Here is a 16838-nt window from a genome sequence, read left to right on the forward strand (position 1 = left end):
GTCTCGGGGCCAGAGTCGGCGTGATATAAGATCCACGCGAATCCATCAGCCAGGTGGAAGATCCCGTTGTGCCCGGGCGCATAAACGTTCCCGGCGGGAGTTTTTCCCCATGGTGGAAGCCTGCGGAGACGACCCGCGGTGCCCTGTGTCCTACAAGACTTCCCCCGACGGGCGCACCTGGCCGGCTGGACTGGGCACGCCGATGGCGGACCAGCGCTGTGGACCCCACGTGATGACCATACCGGCGGCACTGTGTTCGTCACCTCGTGCTTCAACCAAGTCAGTGCAAGCAAGGACGGCGGAACCACCTGGCAAACGCTGACACCCGCCGCATGGCCACTCCGTTTTTGCCATTCCTGGCCGGCCGTGGTCGAACTCGGACCGGAAGAGATTGGAGTGGTCAACGTGGTGGACGGCAGCGTGAAGATCCGTTTCGGAACGCACTCACCTGCTCGACCGGAACCTTAAGACTAAAGGGAGGTCCGCAATCGCAGTGCTCTCGTCCGAAAAGCCCAGCTGGTAAGACGGCTGCGCCGAGCAGAACCCAAGACGGCGATTGCTGCTACCCAAATGCGTTCCGCAGGAACACATTGATGCTGGAGTCCTGATTCACCGCTGCGCTTTGGGCGGCGTTCGCGCGTCGGGCGTCGCTGACTCCTCACGGTCATCGATTTCAAAACTACTCGACCCCTGCCCCATTCGCTTTCAAGAACTCCGCGAACGCGTCGTCCCCTACCTCCAACGCATGCTCAACTGGATCGCCTTCATCGACACTAGCGCCATGCGCAAGAAGAAGCTCTGAGACTTGAATCTTCAGCTCGATCGTCATGTCCTCTGATTGAGCCAACCATACCAGGGGCGTTTCATCGTCTTCGTCTTCAGTGCATGGATACAGGTCCGGACCGATACCCGCAGCAAGCAGCGCCTTCACCAACTCTAAATCCCCGTTGACACAAGCCCGGTGCAAGTGCGGGAAACCAAAGTCCTTTGCCCTTGCAGCAAGGTCGTCTGGCAATCCATGCACAACCCGCTGCAACTGTTCGAAAGCCTGAGCGAAATCGGGAATACTCGCGTAAAAACGCCCCCAACCTTCTTCTCTTGCAAGTGCAGCGTAATCCATGCCCGGCTCCCGAAAGTTGCCCACCTACTGCTCGGAAGAGTAGACGTTCCACGGACGCAGCGCCAGCTTAGGGTCCAGGACAGTGCCGAGGACGGGTGGGCCATGGCGAAGCGCCTGCGCCGGCTGTTGGCAACGGGTGTCGCGGTGCTGTGTTCCCGTCCCAGCACGATGAATCTCACACCGGCTGGTCGGTTACCTGCGACTGACGGAGGGCGGGCCACTCCACTGAGATCGGATGCCAAGATTGAAGCATGGGCCGGTGTCCGACGCTGATCACAATGGACCGCGGAAGCCTCTCTTCCAGCAGTTGATACATCCTTGACTCGCCCTCCGGGTCAAGCGCCGACGTTGACTCGTCCAAGAACAGCACCGCTGGCCTATGCACCAACACACGGGCAAAGCCCAGCCGTTGCTGCTCGCCAGGGGACAAGCGTCGATGCCAGGTTTCGTCGCACTCAAGCTCGTCCCCCAGCTTGCCCAAGCCGACGTCAGAAAGCACTGCGCGCGCGTCAGCGATGTCTAAGCCTTCCGGATCTGACGGGTAAGCCAAGCAGGCCATAAGCGTTGCGTCGGGCATGTAGGTTTGCTGCGGCAGGAACATGGTGAGTCCGTCTGGCAAGGTCACTTCCCCCGAGGCGAAGGGCCATAAGCCAGCAAGAGCCCTGAGCAGCAAAGACTTCCCACTGCCCGACCGACCCTGAATCAACAGCCGGTCGCCCGGATGCAGTTGCAATCGGTCTACTACCCCCAAGCTAGAGCCGTCTGGAAGCTCGAGGCCCACGGAACTCAGCACGAGATCGCGCCCTCCTTTCCGGCGCTTCAAGCCATTACTTCTTGGCCTTTTTAAGGCCAAATCGAACTCATAAAGGCGCTGAAACACCGAGCGAAGTAGGGCCAAATCCTTGTATCTGTAGACGAACCAGGACAATGAGCCTCGCACTCGGTTGAACAGGCTGTTGAGCTGCATCACGGTGCCGATCGTGATCGCCCCGGAAAAGTATCGCGGCCCCGTAATCAGGTAGGGCAGCAGCATCGAGCTCTGAACGTAGAGAGCATTGAAGGCAGTGATGCGCTTTGTGTATCGCATGATCTCCCCCCAATTGCCGCGGATGCGCTCAAAGGCAGTGGCTAGGCGCTTTGATTCGACCGCCTCCCCACGCCACAAAGCGATTGGCAAGGCGTTCTCGCGCATCCGGACCAGCAGGTAGCGAAAGTCGGCTTCTCTTCGCTGTTGCTGGTAGTCGATCGGGACCAAACCCCTACCGACCCGCTCCATGATGACCGAGCCCACGAGCGCGTAAACAACGGCGGCCCACATCATATAGCCGGGAACTTGCACCGTCGTCCCCGCCAACGCAAAGCTCGCAGCTCCAGAGAGTCCCCACAGCATCGTTGCGAAGGTGAAAAAGTCCACTGCATAGTTAAGCGCCCCCACTGAAAGCCGAAGCGTCTCGCTTGCCATGAGGCGAAGATCCTCGGCAATGCGCTGATCTGGGTTGTCCACCGCGCCGAAGGCGCCCACGCGCCAGTAGGTGCTCTCCTGGGTCCACTGGTCCAAGTAGTGGCCTGTTAGCCAAGTGCGCCACCTCATCTCCAGCGCTTGCTCGAACCAAACCCGCCCCGTTCCGGCTACCACGATGCCGGCCACGATGGCCGACAGTTCTGCCATTTGGCTCCAGAAGGCAGGCAGATCGCGTTCCACCAAGGCGTCGAAGAAGTTCTTCTGCCAAAGCGTCTGCCGAACCCCGATGTAATTCAGGAAAACGTCCAGCGCTATGACGGTGGCGAGCAGGCCGTAGGCCCGCCACCGATCTTGAGAAACCCAGTATGGCCGCACCAACCGCCACGCGTCGCGTGCTGATAGCTTCATAGCACTGGACCAGGGTGGCGGTTAGAACGTCGAGCGCAAGGTCACCAGGACGTTGCGCGGCTCTCCAGGCGTGTTGTAGCTATTGAGGCCCCCAACCCGCTCAAAGTAGTGGCGATCAAAGAGATTGTTGACCGCCACGCTCATTTGGAGGGTCTCGCTGAAGCGATAGCCTGCGTGCGCGCTTGCGACCGCATAACCTCCCTGCTCCCGGACTCCTGCCACCCCCGTGCCCAAGATACCGCTGGAGACGTGCAACCCACCGCCGAATGACAGCCCGCGCAGCGCCCCGGTTTCAATGCGGTAGTTCGCAAAGAGCTTCAACGTGTGGTCCGGCTCAAAAAGCGTGAAAGGCGAACCCTCTTGGAAGGTCTGGTGACTGACGTAGCGAGTCAGCAGCCGCGTGTAGCCCGCCGTCAGGTCGAGGTTTGGCAATGGGCTTCCGCTCGCCTCCACCTCCCACCCTTTGACCTCCACCTCGCCAGCCTGCAAGAAGAAGCCCGGGTTTTCTAGGTCTGGGTAGGAGCGGTTTACGTCCTTTGTCTGGAAGGCTGCGGCGGCCAGGTTCAGCGCACCTCCCCGGACGCTTGCTTTGGCACCGATCTCCAGCTGTTTTCCAATGCGTGGATCGATCGCTTCCCCGGAGACCTTTCGCTGCGTCTGTGGGATGAACGTGTCTGCGTAGCTGGCGTAGGCCGTCACATTGTCTGTGAAGTGGAACACCGCCCCGGCGTATGGGGTGAACTCCCCATGGGCTTGGGCGCCGTCCACCCATGCCGTGAGCGGCTGCGGCGACACCGACCGGCTTTTCACGTCGAAATTGCTCCACCGACCGCCGGCGACACCGGTAAGGCGGTCGGTCAACGCCATCCGCAGCTGCCCGTAAACGCCGCTTTGGCGCGTGATGGAATGGTAGCCGGAGGTGTAGGAAATCGGCACCTCGGGGACCACGTTGGGGGAAAGCACTGGAACGTCGCGGACCACGGGGCCCTGGCCATACCGCGTGGTGCTTTCGTATTCCTCCATGGTCGCGCCAACCATTGCGTGATGGTCGCGACCCCACGCCTGGAACGCGCCGGCTGCAAAGAGGTCGACGCCCTCCCTAATCTCATCGCTGTCGCTCTGACGACGGGCGTAGCTGACAACCGTGCCCCTCTGTGGGTTGACGCCGCCAGTCGGATAGCTGTCCTTGTAATACCAGTCCAAACGTTGCCGGCTTGCACGACCCTTGATAGACCATCCGTTGTCGAAGAGATGCTCCAGGTCAAGCGTGATGGCCTCCTTATCCCACTGCTGGATGACCCAGTCGGGGTATACGTAGAGGGCACGAGACGCGCCCAAAAATCGCTGGTCGGTGAAGGCCGGCTGTCCCATGTAGGGCATCACATCATCCGACTGATGCGTGGCGGAGAGAGAAACAGTGGTGGAAGGCGCAATGTCCCAGTCCAGCGTTCCGTGGAGCAAGCGCTTGCTCGAGTCAGCGGTGTCATAGAAGTAATCGCGCTCCTGCGCGGAGGCGATGAAGCGGCTGCGCACGCGCCCGGCAGCATCCAGAGGGCCGCCAATGTCCACCTCGCCGCGGTAGTTGGACCAACTCCCCGTGGAGAGCACGATGGAGCCGCCGAAGGCCTCCCTGCCGCGTTTGCGAACGAAGTTGGCGACGCCACCAGGCTGGCCGGACCCTTGGAAGATTCCTCCCGGGCCTCGCAGCACCTCCACCCGGTCGTAGATGGCCAAATCGAACTGTTGGAACGCAGAGAGTGCTCCGTAAGCGGGAATCCCATCGTAGGAGGACTCTAAGTTGTAGCCGCGGGACCGAATCTGGCTTGTGGCACCGTCCCACGGGGTGACGGTGACGCCGGTCACTTCCCGAAGCGCGTCCTCCACGGTGACCAAGTTCTGGTCCTCGATGCGCTGGCGGGTGATGACACTCATCGAGTTGGGGAGGCCCAACACTGGGACCGGGGCTTTGCCCCCCCAAGTGACCACGGGAGACGTGTAGGAGCCAGTGCCCTCCGTAGTGCCAAGGCGCTGCGCTTCGACCTTGATCGTATCCAAGTCGGAGATGGCGGTGTCCACCGGGGGGCGCTTTGCTTCTTCTGCGGATGCATGACTTGCGGCAAGGAAGGCGCCGGCCAGTAGGGCGTGAACGGGACGCAAACGGTCATGCCTTTCAGAGCCGTGGGCTCGGCCCGAGGACGTGGTCGATTTGATCATGATGATTTCAGTGAGGAGGCGTGCAGGCGGAGCATCGGCGGGCGCTGCACGTGCCCTCCCCCGTAGACCGGAACCGACTGCCGCATTGTAACGTTATGTCATAACATTTCAATAGCAGCTCTATGGCGGTCTAGTTGGCGAAGTGAGGAAGGCAGACCGCCTGCGTGCGACCCTTTGCGTCATAGGCCAGTGGGGCGACCCTCGGCGGGCACAAGACGATAACCGCGACGACTCCGACCGCTACGCTCCTTGATGTCCGTCTGGACAGCAGCACTGTCCGACAGGCGTGGGGACACCTGATGTGTCGCCCGTTTGCTTCAAGGCGGCAAGAGATCAAGTTCCATCCGTGAGGTCGTTCCCGCTGGAGCGAGCCTTCGACGGCAATGCCGGATCATTGCAGGTTGGGTCTTTGAGCGTTCATTGCACGAAGGCAAAGAGTCGTGACGCCCCACTTCCTTGACCACCCCATAAACTCTTGACTTACCAGATCGCTGTTATGCAAGCCTTGAACCTCCCTCATGCGAGACGCGATGCAGCCCCGCAACTAGCTGCCTCTCAGCTCCTTTTCTCGTAATGAGAGACAAGTAGCGGTTGAGCTGCGTATTGTGAAGTGCGCTGCAGATATGCGAATCCACGCCATCGAGGCTCTTGCGCCGTTACGAACGGGTGCTTAGATGCAGCCATCACCCTCAGGAGACTGCAATGACAAATCGTGCGAGAAATAAAGGTAACAGATCAGAGTTGCACGACAACCGAAAGGAAGCGCTTGGCTCTCTTCCTGTTCTTCTAATAGAACGGGACAGCAACTCGATCCTAAGCCCGCAGGCTATGATTAAGGCTGCCCACCAAGGCTTGCAGGATGCATGCGCAAATTACCGCGATGCCCAAGCCAGAAGGGCAAGCGCTCACCTTAGCCCTAAGGAGCCGACGCTCTCCGGCTCTGCGACAGATATTTAACACTGTATCCATATGCTCTGCGCGTGGACGCATTGCCTCGTGAGCCCACCTAGGGGAAGACCGCCCCAGGGCGCGCAAGGGCCCTGTCCCGAACCACCAAGCCCCTGCGGTCGGCATGCAGCAATGCACCCACTTGCTTGACCGACCGACGTAGTCCCAAGACCTCCAGCGGTGCATCCAGTGTCGACACTTCTTCCTAGAGCGAACCGACGACCCAGGCAACTTCGGCAGAATCGCTGGTGGCGCTGAGAACCGGGGCAGCCGCTTGAATCAAGAGAACGCGTTGGGCCGACCCACCGGAACGATTGGATTGGCATGGAACGAATGCCTCGGCTCGGTGTGTTACAGGACTTGAGCCGCGAGAACGTTCCACGCGGCAGGCTTCCCCTGCATACGAATCCTCGACTCGATACGCGTTACGCGGAGCCCGCCGCGGCAATGGCCGAGAGGCTTCATTCGCGCCCGGCCTCCGGAGCGAGGGTATGGATCACCTTCCCGTGCGCGTCGAGGAACTCGATCGCTCCATACCCTTGGGCGGTAACGGTCAGGCGGAGCCTGGCTCGGTCTTGTTGGTCCTTGAGCGAAATCGCTGGCGTGCCATCGGCAGCCACGGTCATCTGAATCCTCGTCGGCGTTTCGACCCCTGGAATCAGGCGATTGCCCAGACGCGGCTCGCGGACCAAGGGCGGCGCTTGATTGATTGAGAAGCGCACTTCCCCGTCCGGCGAAACGCGCCAGCCGATGGCGTCCATGGCGGGGTGATCCAGGGCTAGCACCGCCATCCCGCCGTCCACGTCCGCGGTTCCAAAGCCCCCACGTTCGCTGCCCTTCTCGTCGTAAAGCACCATGCCCGCAACGTTGAAGGCCCGCTTGTATTGCAAGCCGTCGATGATGGGGGCTGGGGTCTGCCCAGACAGAGTCATTCGAATCACCCCCTTCTCATCGACAATATCGATTCGGCGCGCCGTGATGCGCTCCTTGTCCGGGGCAATGACTTGCGTCTCAGGAGACTCGCTGACGATCAGCTTTTGCAGCTGCTCAACGGACGGGCGCTTGGGGCTGGCAGACCCCTCCGCTTGCGCGCCCAGGGCCAAGACGCTCGATGCGATACCTAAGGCAATGCGGTTCAGGTGCTTCATGGGTTCTCTCTTGACCAAGGATGTGTCTCACACTCTGCGCGAGGTTGCGATACCGCTTCAGCCCGGCGACCGGCTCCGCCTTTCAGGTGTGGCAGCAATGAAGAACGCCGCACGGATCTGGGGCTCAGGTGCCACGCCAGTTGCCAGATGCCTGCCACGTGCCCGTCACCGAAGCGTGCCCGATTGACCGGGTCGAATTCAACCCGTAGCCAGCAGAGCCGAAAACCGCGCGTTGGCCGCCCATGCCCTCATGTGCCGGCCCAGGGGCGAAGCGCCCATGTATCGCGACAGCCAATACGAGACTTGCGTCACTGCTGGACGGTCCACGCTGCTGCGCGATTGCGGCTGACGGTATGAATCGTTTTTTCGCTCTCTTCACTGCCCTCGGCGCACATTCTTTCCGAGGGCGTGTGAGAGAGCCACTTCTTTCGGTGGGCCCCTCATGTTGGAACGCCCGGATATCGTGGGTGACCTGGAGGGTCTGGATCGGAAGCGCCGCCATGCGGACCGTTCTCGTCCTTCTGCTTAGGCAGGCCGGAGACGCAGCAGGAGTTGTGGTCCTCCGACCGGAGTTGCCTGAGGGGGTCGCGGAAATGCAGCGGGGGCTGCTACCTGCGTATCCGGGCAGGGCTTGAAGCAACCTTAGCGATCCCGTCGACCCGTGAAGGAGCTCCTGGTATGGAGAGTGGGCAATCGTGGCCTGCGACACACCTGTTCAAGCGAGCGCTCATCGCTGACGACCATGTAATCGTGGCCCAAGCCATCTGCCATCTGCTTTCCCAAGTGTCTGCTGCTGTCGACATGGTCACCTCTGGAGAGGCACTTGTAGCGTCAGTGCGTGATTCACCGCCCGACGTCGTCATTGCCGACGTGAGCATACCGGGCGTCAATGGCATTGATGCCATGAAGATACTGCATGATGAAGGGCATAAAACGCCGCTCGTCTTTCTTTCGGTGCACGACGAACCTTCCATGGCGGCGATGGCGCTCCGCGCTGGGGCGATGGGATATCTGCCGAAGTCTGCCGCAGGCGAAGAGCTGCTTAGGGCTTTGGGAGATGTCGTGGAAGGTCGAACCTACGTGGCGTCAACCTTGACCGCCCGAATGGCCGCAGACCCTGCCCCTGTCCAACCCAGATTGACGCCGTCTCACTTGCGCGTTTTGGAGCTTGTAGCCCAAGGCAAGCGTCCCAAAGAGATTGCTGGGGAAATGGGACTCTCCGTTCGCACCATCGAGTCTCACAAATACATGATGATGCAGGAGCTGGGGGTGCGGACGACCTTGGCACTGCTGAGGCGCGCAAAGGAAAAGGGGTATATCAGCGCCTGAAATACCGTCGGCCCCGACAAGACGCCCCCGGCACGCACAGCAACCTCGTCATTCAAGTCAAAGGAAAGCCCCCGTGTCGACGCTACGGAGCTATTTGGCTCTTTTCGTCGCCGACGCCTTCTTAGGCGTCTTCCTGGCCTTCCCCACAGGCCGCTTCGCCGGCCTGACCCCCTTCTTCACTGCCGTGCGCGTAGGCGTTACTGCCTTGGTCGCCGTCTTTGTCACGGCGACACCAATCAGCGGGAACTTGATGCCGGGGTTTGCTTTGGCCCACGCCTTGCCTTGGGCCGATGTTGACCAAGCAGCGAATGCCGTTGGCGCCTTCCCGCGGCCAGTCCAGACCTCGCCGGTGGGAAGGCGATACTTGGGGGCCACCTTGCCCAGTTTGTAACCCTTCCGCGACGTCCCGGTGCCCGACCCGCTCGCAGGTTTCAATCCGCTTGCCTCCCCAATCAGCTTGGCAATCTGTCGGCGCTGCGAAGGGCTCAGGACGCTTGCATATTTCTGGAGCACGGCCAATGCCTTAGGCATCTCGCGATCGCGCTTCTCCACTAGGGCTTTCCGCGCTTCCAAATGCTTAATTTCAGCATTGATTGATTTTAGTGTGGTCATTGCGAAAGGATGCTCCCGTGCGTGAAAGTCGACTCGTATCCTAACTCACACGCGCCCCACCAGAAAGCAAGGCTCATAGCGACGAGGGCGGCGTCCAATCAATGAAGTTCGCTCACTCCGTTAGAAGTGAGAATCTGGTCACCATTCTTCAATCATCCCGGACGATTCTTGAAGTCGTCCGGTTAAGGCCAGGACCACATGAGCCCCCTAAAGGCCGGCAAGGCGTCGCACACTATTCCCCGCGAAACGTCCTCGATTGCCCGAAAGCGCTCGCCTATGACACGAGGAAATGAACACCACGGCGGCCTATTGGAGCACTTAAGGTGATACGGTGGCAGCGCAGTGTCTTAGCTAGGGAAAGCCCTTCGAGAGACTGTGGCGACCACTCTGATAAGTGTTGTTCTTCCCGGTGCTGCAGTTCACTGGCCTTCGCTGAGGGACAGGTTTCAGCAGCCCCGTTCCCGCACCCCTTGGGGGAGCAGGGCTCCTTCTTTTAGCCCTTGTGTGCATCACAGCCTGGGGAAAACGCAGTTCAGGGCACCACCGGGGCACCTGCCCAGATTGGGTTTACGCAGAACATTCTCCCTGATTGATGTCGTTTCGGCGGACCGCGATTTCGCTTGGCTGCGATCCCTTGCCGATGACGCAACGCGCGCTACGGCCGCAGAGCGCTCTGGCACAATCAATGGCTCTCGCGCGCAATAAGTTCCACTGCGACCCCCTCGGCTCGCTGGAGCACCTGAAGACAGGACGTGCCGTGAAACCCAATAGCCTCAGCCACACCGACCCCATGCACTTGGACTTTTAGCAGCGCCCAGCTCCCCTCTGACTCCCGCCATATTTCGGACGTGTAGACATGTTTGCCGACCGACAATGTCACTCGCCGAATCTCACTGGCTGCTTGGGCCATCGGATGCTCCCTACGCGTTGACGGCTCGAGTTTGCAACGAGAGGAGGACAGCATCAAGGGGGCCCACCTGCTGCTCGCACTCTGACCCGCTCTCAGCTTTCCCAGTAGCGTCGGGCTGAGTGCAAGGCTCCGACTCAAGTCGCGCAACGCCCAACCGCCGCCACTCCATCACCCGCCCCTTCGAAGCTTGTCGGCAAGCATGTCTTCGAAACACTGCCTGCTTACCGCCTGATGCGCACCACATCCAGGGCAGGTCAGGACTCCTCCCCCGCCAATGTCTTCGAGGCCGTGGCCGGGCGTAAGAACAGCGCTGTGCCGACATGCCTTGCAAGTGACCGCCACATGCTTCAAGGATCGAACCGTGGCCGAGTCGGCCATGTCCGCTTGCACGTCCGTGATTAAAAACTTGCCTATCAAACGCCACTCCGCACAGATCTTTGTGAACTTTCCCGCTTTGGGAAGGCGACGGACTGGACACGGCCTTCACGGCCTACCCAGCGAAGTTGCGGCGATTGTCCAGGACAAGCCCTCACCGGATGATGAAAAAACAGCCAACGGCATGTCGTAGAAGCATGGCTGAGGTCTTCACGGATTGACCGCTTTGCGCTCGGTGCATGGCGCCCGGGCATCGAAAGTTGCCAGCAGTGGTTTAGCGGCGGACCGCGTCCTGCTGGAAGGGCACCGAACGCTATCAGCAGCTCAATGCTGCATTGAACGCCTCAAGTAGTCCGCGAACAGGGGATCATTGGACTCCATGGCGAAGGCCAGCGCTTCTCCCTCCGCCAGATCAGCCCCGAACCTCAACAGAAGCGCTGCCACGGCGATCTTGGTGTCGGTGTCCAACGCGTCTGCGGTGATTAGCCAGATCAACGGAGGCTCATCCGTCTCGTCTTCGGTATAGGGATAGGAATTCGCATCGATTCCTGTCTGCAAGAGCCCCTCGACAAGCTCCAAGTCGCCCGTTCGGCACGCGTGGTGTAAGGCCGATAGTCCAGCGCCCGTCCTCTCTTGACAAGGGTCGACGGCAACTGATCGACCGCGGACATCATGTGCCTAAACGTTTCGCGAAACTCGGGGACGGTCATGTAAAGCTTGCCCCACCCCAGTGCAATGGCTTTCGGCAACGCATCCATCCCCAGGTCTCCTCGCCAGCGCCCTCAGCCCAAAGATGGGGCTGTGAAGATTCTATACTCACTGGGTAGCCCAGTCGCCACCGCGCCAGTCGATGCCAAGGGAGGCGCCGCTGGCGCGTCGATCAGGGCCCGACCGTTCATTGAACAGGAGTCATCTCGTGGGCATAGACGTGCCTCGGATCGTTTGGGTCGGAACTGGCCTGCTTGCCTTTGCAGCCGGCGTGGTCAACGCGGTCGGCTACTTGGGGTATGAACACCAGGCCTTCAGTCACATGACAGGGACCGTGAGCCTTCAGAGCATTGCACTCGAGGGCAGCAACTGGGGTGCTGCTCAGCAGCTGCTCGCAGTAGTGGCCGGGTTCGTCGCCGGCTCGTTCGGTGCCGGCATGCTGCTTCGAGACCGCAGCCTTTCGGCCGCTTACGTGGCGCTCCTCGCCGCCGAGGCCGCGCTCTTCGCCGTCGCGGCCGCCCTACTCGCCGGAGGCAATGCCTCCGGTGCTTGCCTTGCTGCTGCAGGCTGTGGGATGCAAAACGCCATGACCTCTTTTTACAGCGGCTCCGCCATCCGAACCACGCACCTGACCGGCTTTTTCACGGACTTCGGCCTCGTGCTCGGTCAGGTCTGCCGGGGCAATCCTGCCCCCCGCCGTCGGCTGGGCATGTGGGGATTGGTGCTGCTGGGCTTCTCAACGGGCGGAATGGTTGCAGCTATCGCCTTCCATCACCTGGGATTCCTCACGTTGCTCTTGCCGTCGGCCACGGCCGCTCTATGTGGCTTTGGGCTTTGGCTCCATCTGCATCGAGCCAAGCTGCGGCAATAGGATCGCGTCCGCGCCATCTCATCGTGGGGATGCGTAGCCCTTGCGCTTGAATGCACCGCAATGGGGTGACACATTGCCGGGTGTGACAGGCAAAAGGGCAGGAGCTCATGGAACTTCAAAAGCAGCTGGATTTGTTGGCGGACCTCAGCATGGCGGCCCAAGGCTTTAGGCCCTCCCCCGCCCGGTTGCTTCGCCTGACCTCGCTGGGATTGATGTGGCTTCACCCGTCCAAGCCTCCGCTTACCGGCATGACCGAGGAAGGCAAGGCGTCATTCCTTTCTTTGCTGTGCCAGGGGTCAGGAATCGATCCGGCTACCTTGTTTGCTCCAGTGCACCGGTTTCACCCATCCGTTGAGCAGTTCAATGCTGGGACGTCGTTCCTGGATACGCTGGAGGCGGAGGCGCGCTCCGGAAAAAAGGTGACTCCCAGTGTGGAAAATGCGTTGTTCGCGTTATGGCTCTGCCGCCGACTGCCAGCGCAGCCGCCGCCATTGACGGAAACGGCCGGTGATGAACCTTTAGAAGCGCAGGACACCCCGCCGATCACCAGCGGCAGCTGAACAAAAGCTCGGCGTCTAGCCCGAGAGAGCCCGACCTTAAGCCGGGCTCTCCTGAGGCTGGGAACGCAAACTTCACTCTCCTTCTTCTGCTTCCGTGCCGCCCAGGTCGCGGACGCTTTCGGGGTCTTGCTCTCGCCCCACCGGCTCTTGCTCTTGGCGCCTCTCGTCATTCCCCTGTTGGTTTTTCTTGTCCTGCTCATCCTGATCAGGATTGGTGTTTTGCTGATTCTGGTTGCCCATGGTCATCTCCGACAGTTGGCATCACCGCGAGGCCGATGAGCTACCGTAGGCCGCTGTAGGTAACGATTCCGTTGCGAAATCCGCTACATGGGATACACCATCCCCACATCGTTAAACGCTTCAGGGCAATGCACAGCGCAGCTATGGCGACCGCGCCTAGGCGTCGCAACGGAAGTAGAGAAGAAGCCCCATCACTGCAAAGGGAACTGCCCCGAAAAGCATCCCGAGCCGTGGACCTGACCTGCAGGGTCGCCCATAGTCCTTGCCGAATCTAGACCGTCGGCGGGCATTTTTCCGCCGCCTCGCTCCTTTCGCGCGTGCTACCGGTCCACATGTCTAACACCGAGTGCCTGCCGGATGCCTCATGCAGTCGACGGGCCTGACCGAGGGCATTCCTGCAACGCTGCCAAGTGGTCGGTTCGTGCATCATCTGTGTGCGCACTCAGGGAGCGATCACCGCTTTCGGTCGCGCTGACTGTAATCGGGACAAGACCCGCTGCCAGCTCCACGTAGAAAACCCACTCGCCCCGATCAATCCCTGCCATGGCCGCTTCGACGGATAAGGACCAACACCGCCCATCCGGATGAACCCCACCGATCGCCGCGACGCCGCCGGATGGCTTTGCAGGGTCGTGGGCAATGCAACTGACCACCCGTTTGCTGGCCATTGTGTCCTCCCGAAGCCTGGGACAAATCTACACCCAAGATCCTAACCGACAACATAGACTACTGAAGGGCATACGCTTGGAGCCCGCTGATCCCGCGACGACCGCGAAGACTAGCTCTCCTCAACGTCTTGCGCCTTCGGCCCTTTCCCCTGGATCGTGCTCATGGTGAACACGTAGCCTTCTTTGGTCAGAAAGTCCCGCATTCGCAGCTCGGCGTCGCACGGGGACGCCAAGCGCTCGGGCGCGTAGAGCCCGTAAATGCAATCACTGCTGCTCAAGACGTCGCGCCTCACAGCGCATCTATTGGTTTGCGTCGCATGGGACCACGCGTCTCTTAGCTTGCCAGGGGAAATCGACTGACCGCTTCGAAGACGAAAGCTCAACCAACGTATTCCGACTCGCCCCGACTGAACCACTTGCTCTACTCCTGCATGTTTGCTCAGGTTACGCGCGAACGAGCTCGGAAGGAACCCTGAACACTTCATCATTGGCGCCAAAGCCCTGAAGACGTCCTAGCAGATCTATGCAGGGGTTCAAGCCTCCCGAAGCCACACAGCGCTTCTAGAATTGACCAGCGGCACCGTCTTCCAGCGGCTTTTCCCTACTGGGCAATGCGCATGATATCGGCAGCGGCGATGGACACGTCTCGGTTGGCGGCAGCGAGTTGGGCTCACTTTGGCTCGGTGGATCCAGACAGCCAAAGGCCTTCTTCTGGAATCTACTGCCTTGATGCCCTGGTCAAACGGCACCTGTCATCGCGAACCGATTGATCGGTATTTTAGTCCCAGCGCATTTAACCGAAGCAGCAAGCACCTGGCGTCCAACGGACAGCCCAGGCTAGAACCGACGGCCTGTGGGTCCCTGCGGCGGCCCGCTGGAGGTTGGTAGGGTGACCGGCGGCGGACTTGGACGACGGAGGTAGACAAAAAAACCGGTCACGACGGTGCCCCAGTGGGGGGCGTCGACTCAACCACGGAGAAACACTTGATGTTTCCTCAGCCATTGGAGAGCCCCGGCATCGCCAATGACTGCATCAGTCAGGAGTGCCCGAAGTTGGCGGACCTCGTGGTCACTTCACTATGCCACGTTCACGCGCAGGATGTTCGCCTGAAGCGGCGCCGTTCAATCTGTAGGGCATGAGTGTTTCACGGCTGTGGGCTTAATCCGCCCTCTTCTCGGGGCCGGTGCTACAGCAGAGACCGGGTAAGGCGATCGGCACCGATGGGTGGGGACTGAACGCTTCAGGAGGACGTCGGGTCTTCTCTGTAGATAGTGCTGCGGCAGCCGATAACGATGACACGCCTTCTCCTCAAGGCGTAATCTGATCCTGTCCCAGAACGCGTTAGCTTATGCCCCCTACTGGCACCGAAGAACGGTTGATCGCCCTAAGCAGCTTGCAGGCCTTGGATTTGGCCGCAGGGGTATCGCTCGATCGCCTGACAGAACTCACTGCATACACTTTCGAGACGCCCGTCGCCTTCGTCTCCTTGGTTGAGGTGGACAAGCAGAAGTTGATTTCTCGGCTTGGGTTGCCAATGGCGCAGACCCATATCCGCGAATCGATTTGCTCCCACACCATTGGTTCGGACCAAGTCATGGTCGTGGACGACCTGCGCGAGGACCTGCGCTTTCGGGACAACCCGTTGGTTATCAAGCCGCCCTACCTGCGCTTTTACGCGGGTGCGCCGCTAATGGCCCAAAACGGCATCGCCATAGGGGCGCTCTGCATCATGGACACGATGCCGCGAGAGTTCTCTGACGCAGATCGACGGCAGTTGGAGACGCTTGGCCAAAGCGTGATGCATCAACTTGAGCTACGGGCGTTGTCGGGACGGCGCGAGCCGGTCAGCGGGCTGCCAAATCGCCATCAGTTCGCTATCGACTATGAAAGCCTTGCGCGACGCGAGCCTGGGAGAAGAATGTATGCAGTCCTGGTGGATATCTTGGACATCCACAGGGCCAATGAAGCAGGTCAGGTCCTTGGCATGCCGCCGCTGGAAGCGCTGATAAGACGTGCTGGGGTCCGCCTGAAACTGGCCTTAGACGGGCTTGCAGACGTTTACCATGTGGGCGTCACACGGTTTGCCTTTTTGATCGACCTGCCGAGGCCCGCTGATCTCGAATCGTTGCTTACCGAGATTCAGAAGCGGATGATCCGCCCCCTGATGGCGGGCGCCGTCCCGATGGCACCCATGTTCCACGCAGGAGCATGCACCGTTGACTTAGGCGTTGACGAGGCCAAGGACGTCATCCGAAAGATACTGATCGGCTTGCATTCGGCTATCTCCACCCAAGGCCTTGTTAGCTGGTATTCGGAGACAAGAGACGAAAGCCTGCGCCGTGGCTACCGCTTGGCTGCCGACGCCGAACGCAGCCTGCGTCAGCAAGAGTTCCACCTCGTCTACCAGCCCAGGTTCCAACTTTCGGATTCAAGCCTGCGCTCGGCAGAGGTCCTGATTCGGTGGAACCATCCTCGATTGGGACCGGTGAGTCCCGCCGAGTTCATTCCAGTGTTTGAGCGCACCGCCCTCATCGGCAGCGTGACCGCTTGGGTCTTGGAGACCGCCTTCGAGCAGCTTGCGATTTGGAGGCGAAGCGGCATTGAGCTGTGTCTTTCTATCAACCTATCGGTGAAGGATCTCGCGAAGGCGGACGCCGCTGCCCAGATTCTGGCGATGATTGAAGGCAAAGGCCTGGCGCCGGTGGATGTCGAGGTGGAAATCACTGAAGGCGAGTGGCTAAGGGCGGACTCCTTGCCGGGCGAGCAAATCTCCGAACTCGCCGCCGCAGGCGTTCGAGTAGCGATCGATGATTTTGGCAGCGGCTATAGCAACTTTGGCTACCTCACCGAACTGCCAATCCATACCCTCAAGCTCGACAAGTCATTGATAGATAACATTGTTGTAGATGAGCGCGCCTGCCTCAAAGCGCAGGCAATCGTGCGCCTTGCCCAAGACTTGGGGTATGTAACCGTTGCCGAGGGGGCGGAAACGGTTGAACAGGTAGAGTGCCTCAAAGCGCTGGGCTGTGATGAAGTCCAAGGGTATGCCCTTGCTCGGCCGATGCCCCCGGCTCAACTCAGCGAAATGCTTACGAAGAGTCCCGTCTTCCCCTGGCAACCAGCCGTGTCCACTTGAATAGCGCCTCATTGCTGCCTGGGGACGTCGCCCAAGGCACTGAAGGGCGCGCCAGGCCCCTCGAAGGCGCGCCCGGGATTGAAGGTCACGCAAGACGGCTACTCATGACCACACCTCCCTACCCGGTC

10 protein-coding genes and 1 pseudogene are annotated in these 16838 nt (G+C 60.3%); 4 read left to right on the top strand and 7 right to left on the bottom strand.

What is annotated here, in order from left to right; genetic code table 11:
- Window positions 1-679 precede the first annotated feature (679 nt).
- From HGB51_RS03090 to HGB51_RS03105, 4 genes are all read right to left on the bottom strand, one after another.
- Complete coding sequence (locus HGB51_RS03090; RefSeq protein WP_084738781.1) at window positions 680-1120, bottom strand: ankyrin repeat domain-containing protein; 441 nt, start codon at window positions 1118-1120, stop codon at window positions 680-682.
- Window positions 1121-1295: 175 nt separating this feature from the next.
- Complete coding sequence (locus HGB51_RS03095; protein ID WP_070206312.1) at window positions 1296-2990, bottom strand: ABC transporter ATP-binding protein/permease; 1695 nt, start codon at window positions 2988-2990, stop codon at window positions 1296-1298.
- Between the two features lie 21 nt (window positions 2991-3011).
- Entirely contained in the window at window positions 3012-5066 is a 2055-nt protein-coding gene (locus HGB51_RS03100; RefSeq protein WP_171966722.1) for a TonB-dependent siderophore receptor, read from the bottom strand.
- Window positions 5067-6613: 1547 nt separating this feature from the next.
- Window positions 6614-7300, bottom strand: coding sequence for a hypothetical protein (locus HGB51_RS03105; RefSeq protein ID WP_070206314.1), 687 nt, complete (start codon window positions 7298-7300; stop codon window positions 6614-6616).
- 678 nt (window positions 7301-7978) lie between these two features.
- On the opposite strand from HGB51_RS03105, the gene HGB51_RS03110 reads away from it, so the two are divergent.
- Complete coding sequence (locus tag HGB51_RS03110; protein WP_084738782.1) at window positions 7979-8629, top strand: response regulator transcription factor; 651 nt, start codon at window positions 7979-7981, stop codon at window positions 8627-8629.
- Between the two features lie 90 nt (window positions 8630-8719).
- Here the strand turns inward: HGB51_RS03110 and HGB51_RS03115 are convergent, their stop codons facing one another.
- Together HGB51_RS03115 and HGB51_RS03120 are read right to left on the bottom strand one after the other, a co-directional pair.
- Window positions 8720-9241 (bottom strand): H-NS family nucleoid-associated regulatory protein, encoded by a 522-nt coding sequence (locus HGB51_RS03115; protein WP_084738783.1) that lies wholly within the window; start codon window positions 9239-9241, stop codon window positions 8720-8722.
- A gap of 1609 nt (window positions 9242-10850) precedes the next feature.
- Window positions 10851-11132, bottom strand: a pseudogene (locus HGB51_RS03120) (ankyrin repeat domain-containing protein); the annotation flags it as partial.
- Window positions 11133-11442: 310 nt separating this feature from the next.
- On the opposite strand from HGB51_RS03120, the gene HGB51_RS03125 reads away from it, so the two are divergent.
- Together HGB51_RS03125 and HGB51_RS03130 are read left to right on the top strand one after the other, a co-directional pair.
- Window positions 11443-12105 (top strand): YoaK family protein, encoded by a 663-nt coding sequence (locus HGB51_RS03125; RefSeq protein ID WP_070206317.1) that lies wholly within the window; start codon window positions 11443-11445, stop codon window positions 12103-12105.
- A 107-nt stretch (window positions 12106-12212) separates the two neighbouring features.
- Window positions 12213-12665, top strand: coding sequence for a hypothetical protein (locus HGB51_RS03130; protein WP_070206318.1), 453 nt, complete (start codon window positions 12213-12215; stop codon window positions 12663-12665).
- Window positions 12666-12737: 72 nt separating this feature from the next.
- Here the strand turns inward: HGB51_RS03130 and HGB51_RS03135 are convergent, their stop codons facing one another.
- A complete protein-coding gene (locus HGB51_RS03135) occupies window positions 12738-12905 on the bottom strand; it encodes a hypothetical protein (protein ID WP_171966723.1) in 168 nt (55 codons plus the stop codon).
- 2044 nt (window positions 12906-14949) lie between these two features.
- Here HGB51_RS03135 and HGB51_RS03140 point away from each other — a divergent pair.
- Window positions 14950-16710: a sensor domain-containing diguanylate cyclase gene (locus HGB51_RS03140; RefSeq protein WP_246233398.1), complete on the top strand. Its 1761-nt coding sequence runs from the start codon at window positions 14950-14952 to the stop codon at window positions 16708-16710.
- The last annotated feature ends 128 nt before the right edge of the window (window positions 16711-16838 follow it).

The sequence above is a fragment of the Stenotrophomonas bentonitica genome (genome assembly GCF_013185915.1).
Lineage (GTDB): Bacteria > Pseudomonadota > Gammaproteobacteria > Xanthomonadales > Xanthomonadaceae > Stenotrophomonas > Stenotrophomonas bentonitica.

Bases quoted from the DNA above. Each gene is read 5' to 3' on its own strand.
- HGB51_RS03115 (WP_084738783.1), bottom strand. From the start codon at position 9,241: ATGACCACACTAAAATCAATCAATGCTGAAATTAAGCATTTGGAAGCG.
- HGB51_RS03095 (WP_070206312.1), bottom strand. From the start codon at position 2,990: ATGAAGCTATCAGCACGCGACGCGTGGCGGTTGGTGCGGCCATACTGG.
- HGB51_RS03110 (WP_084738782.1), top strand. From the start codon at position 7,979: ATGGAGAGTGGGCAATCGTGGCCTGCGACACACCTGTTCAAGCGAGCG.
- HGB51_RS03090 (WP_084738781.1), bottom strand. From the start codon at position 1,120: ATGGATTACGCTGCACTTGCAAGAGAAGAAGGTTGGGGGCGTTTTTAC.
- HGB51_RS03105 (WP_070206314.1), bottom strand. From the start codon at position 7,300: ATGAAGCACCTGAACCGCATTGCCTTAGGTATCGCATCGAGCGTCTTG.
- HGB51_RS03130 (WP_070206318.1), top strand. From the start codon at position 12,213: ATGGAACTTCAAAAGCAGCTGGATTTGTTGGCGGACCTCAGCATGGCG.
- HGB51_RS03135 (WP_171966723.1), bottom strand. From the start codon at position 12,905: ATGGGCAACCAGAATCAGCAAAACACCAATCCTGATCAGGATGAGCAG.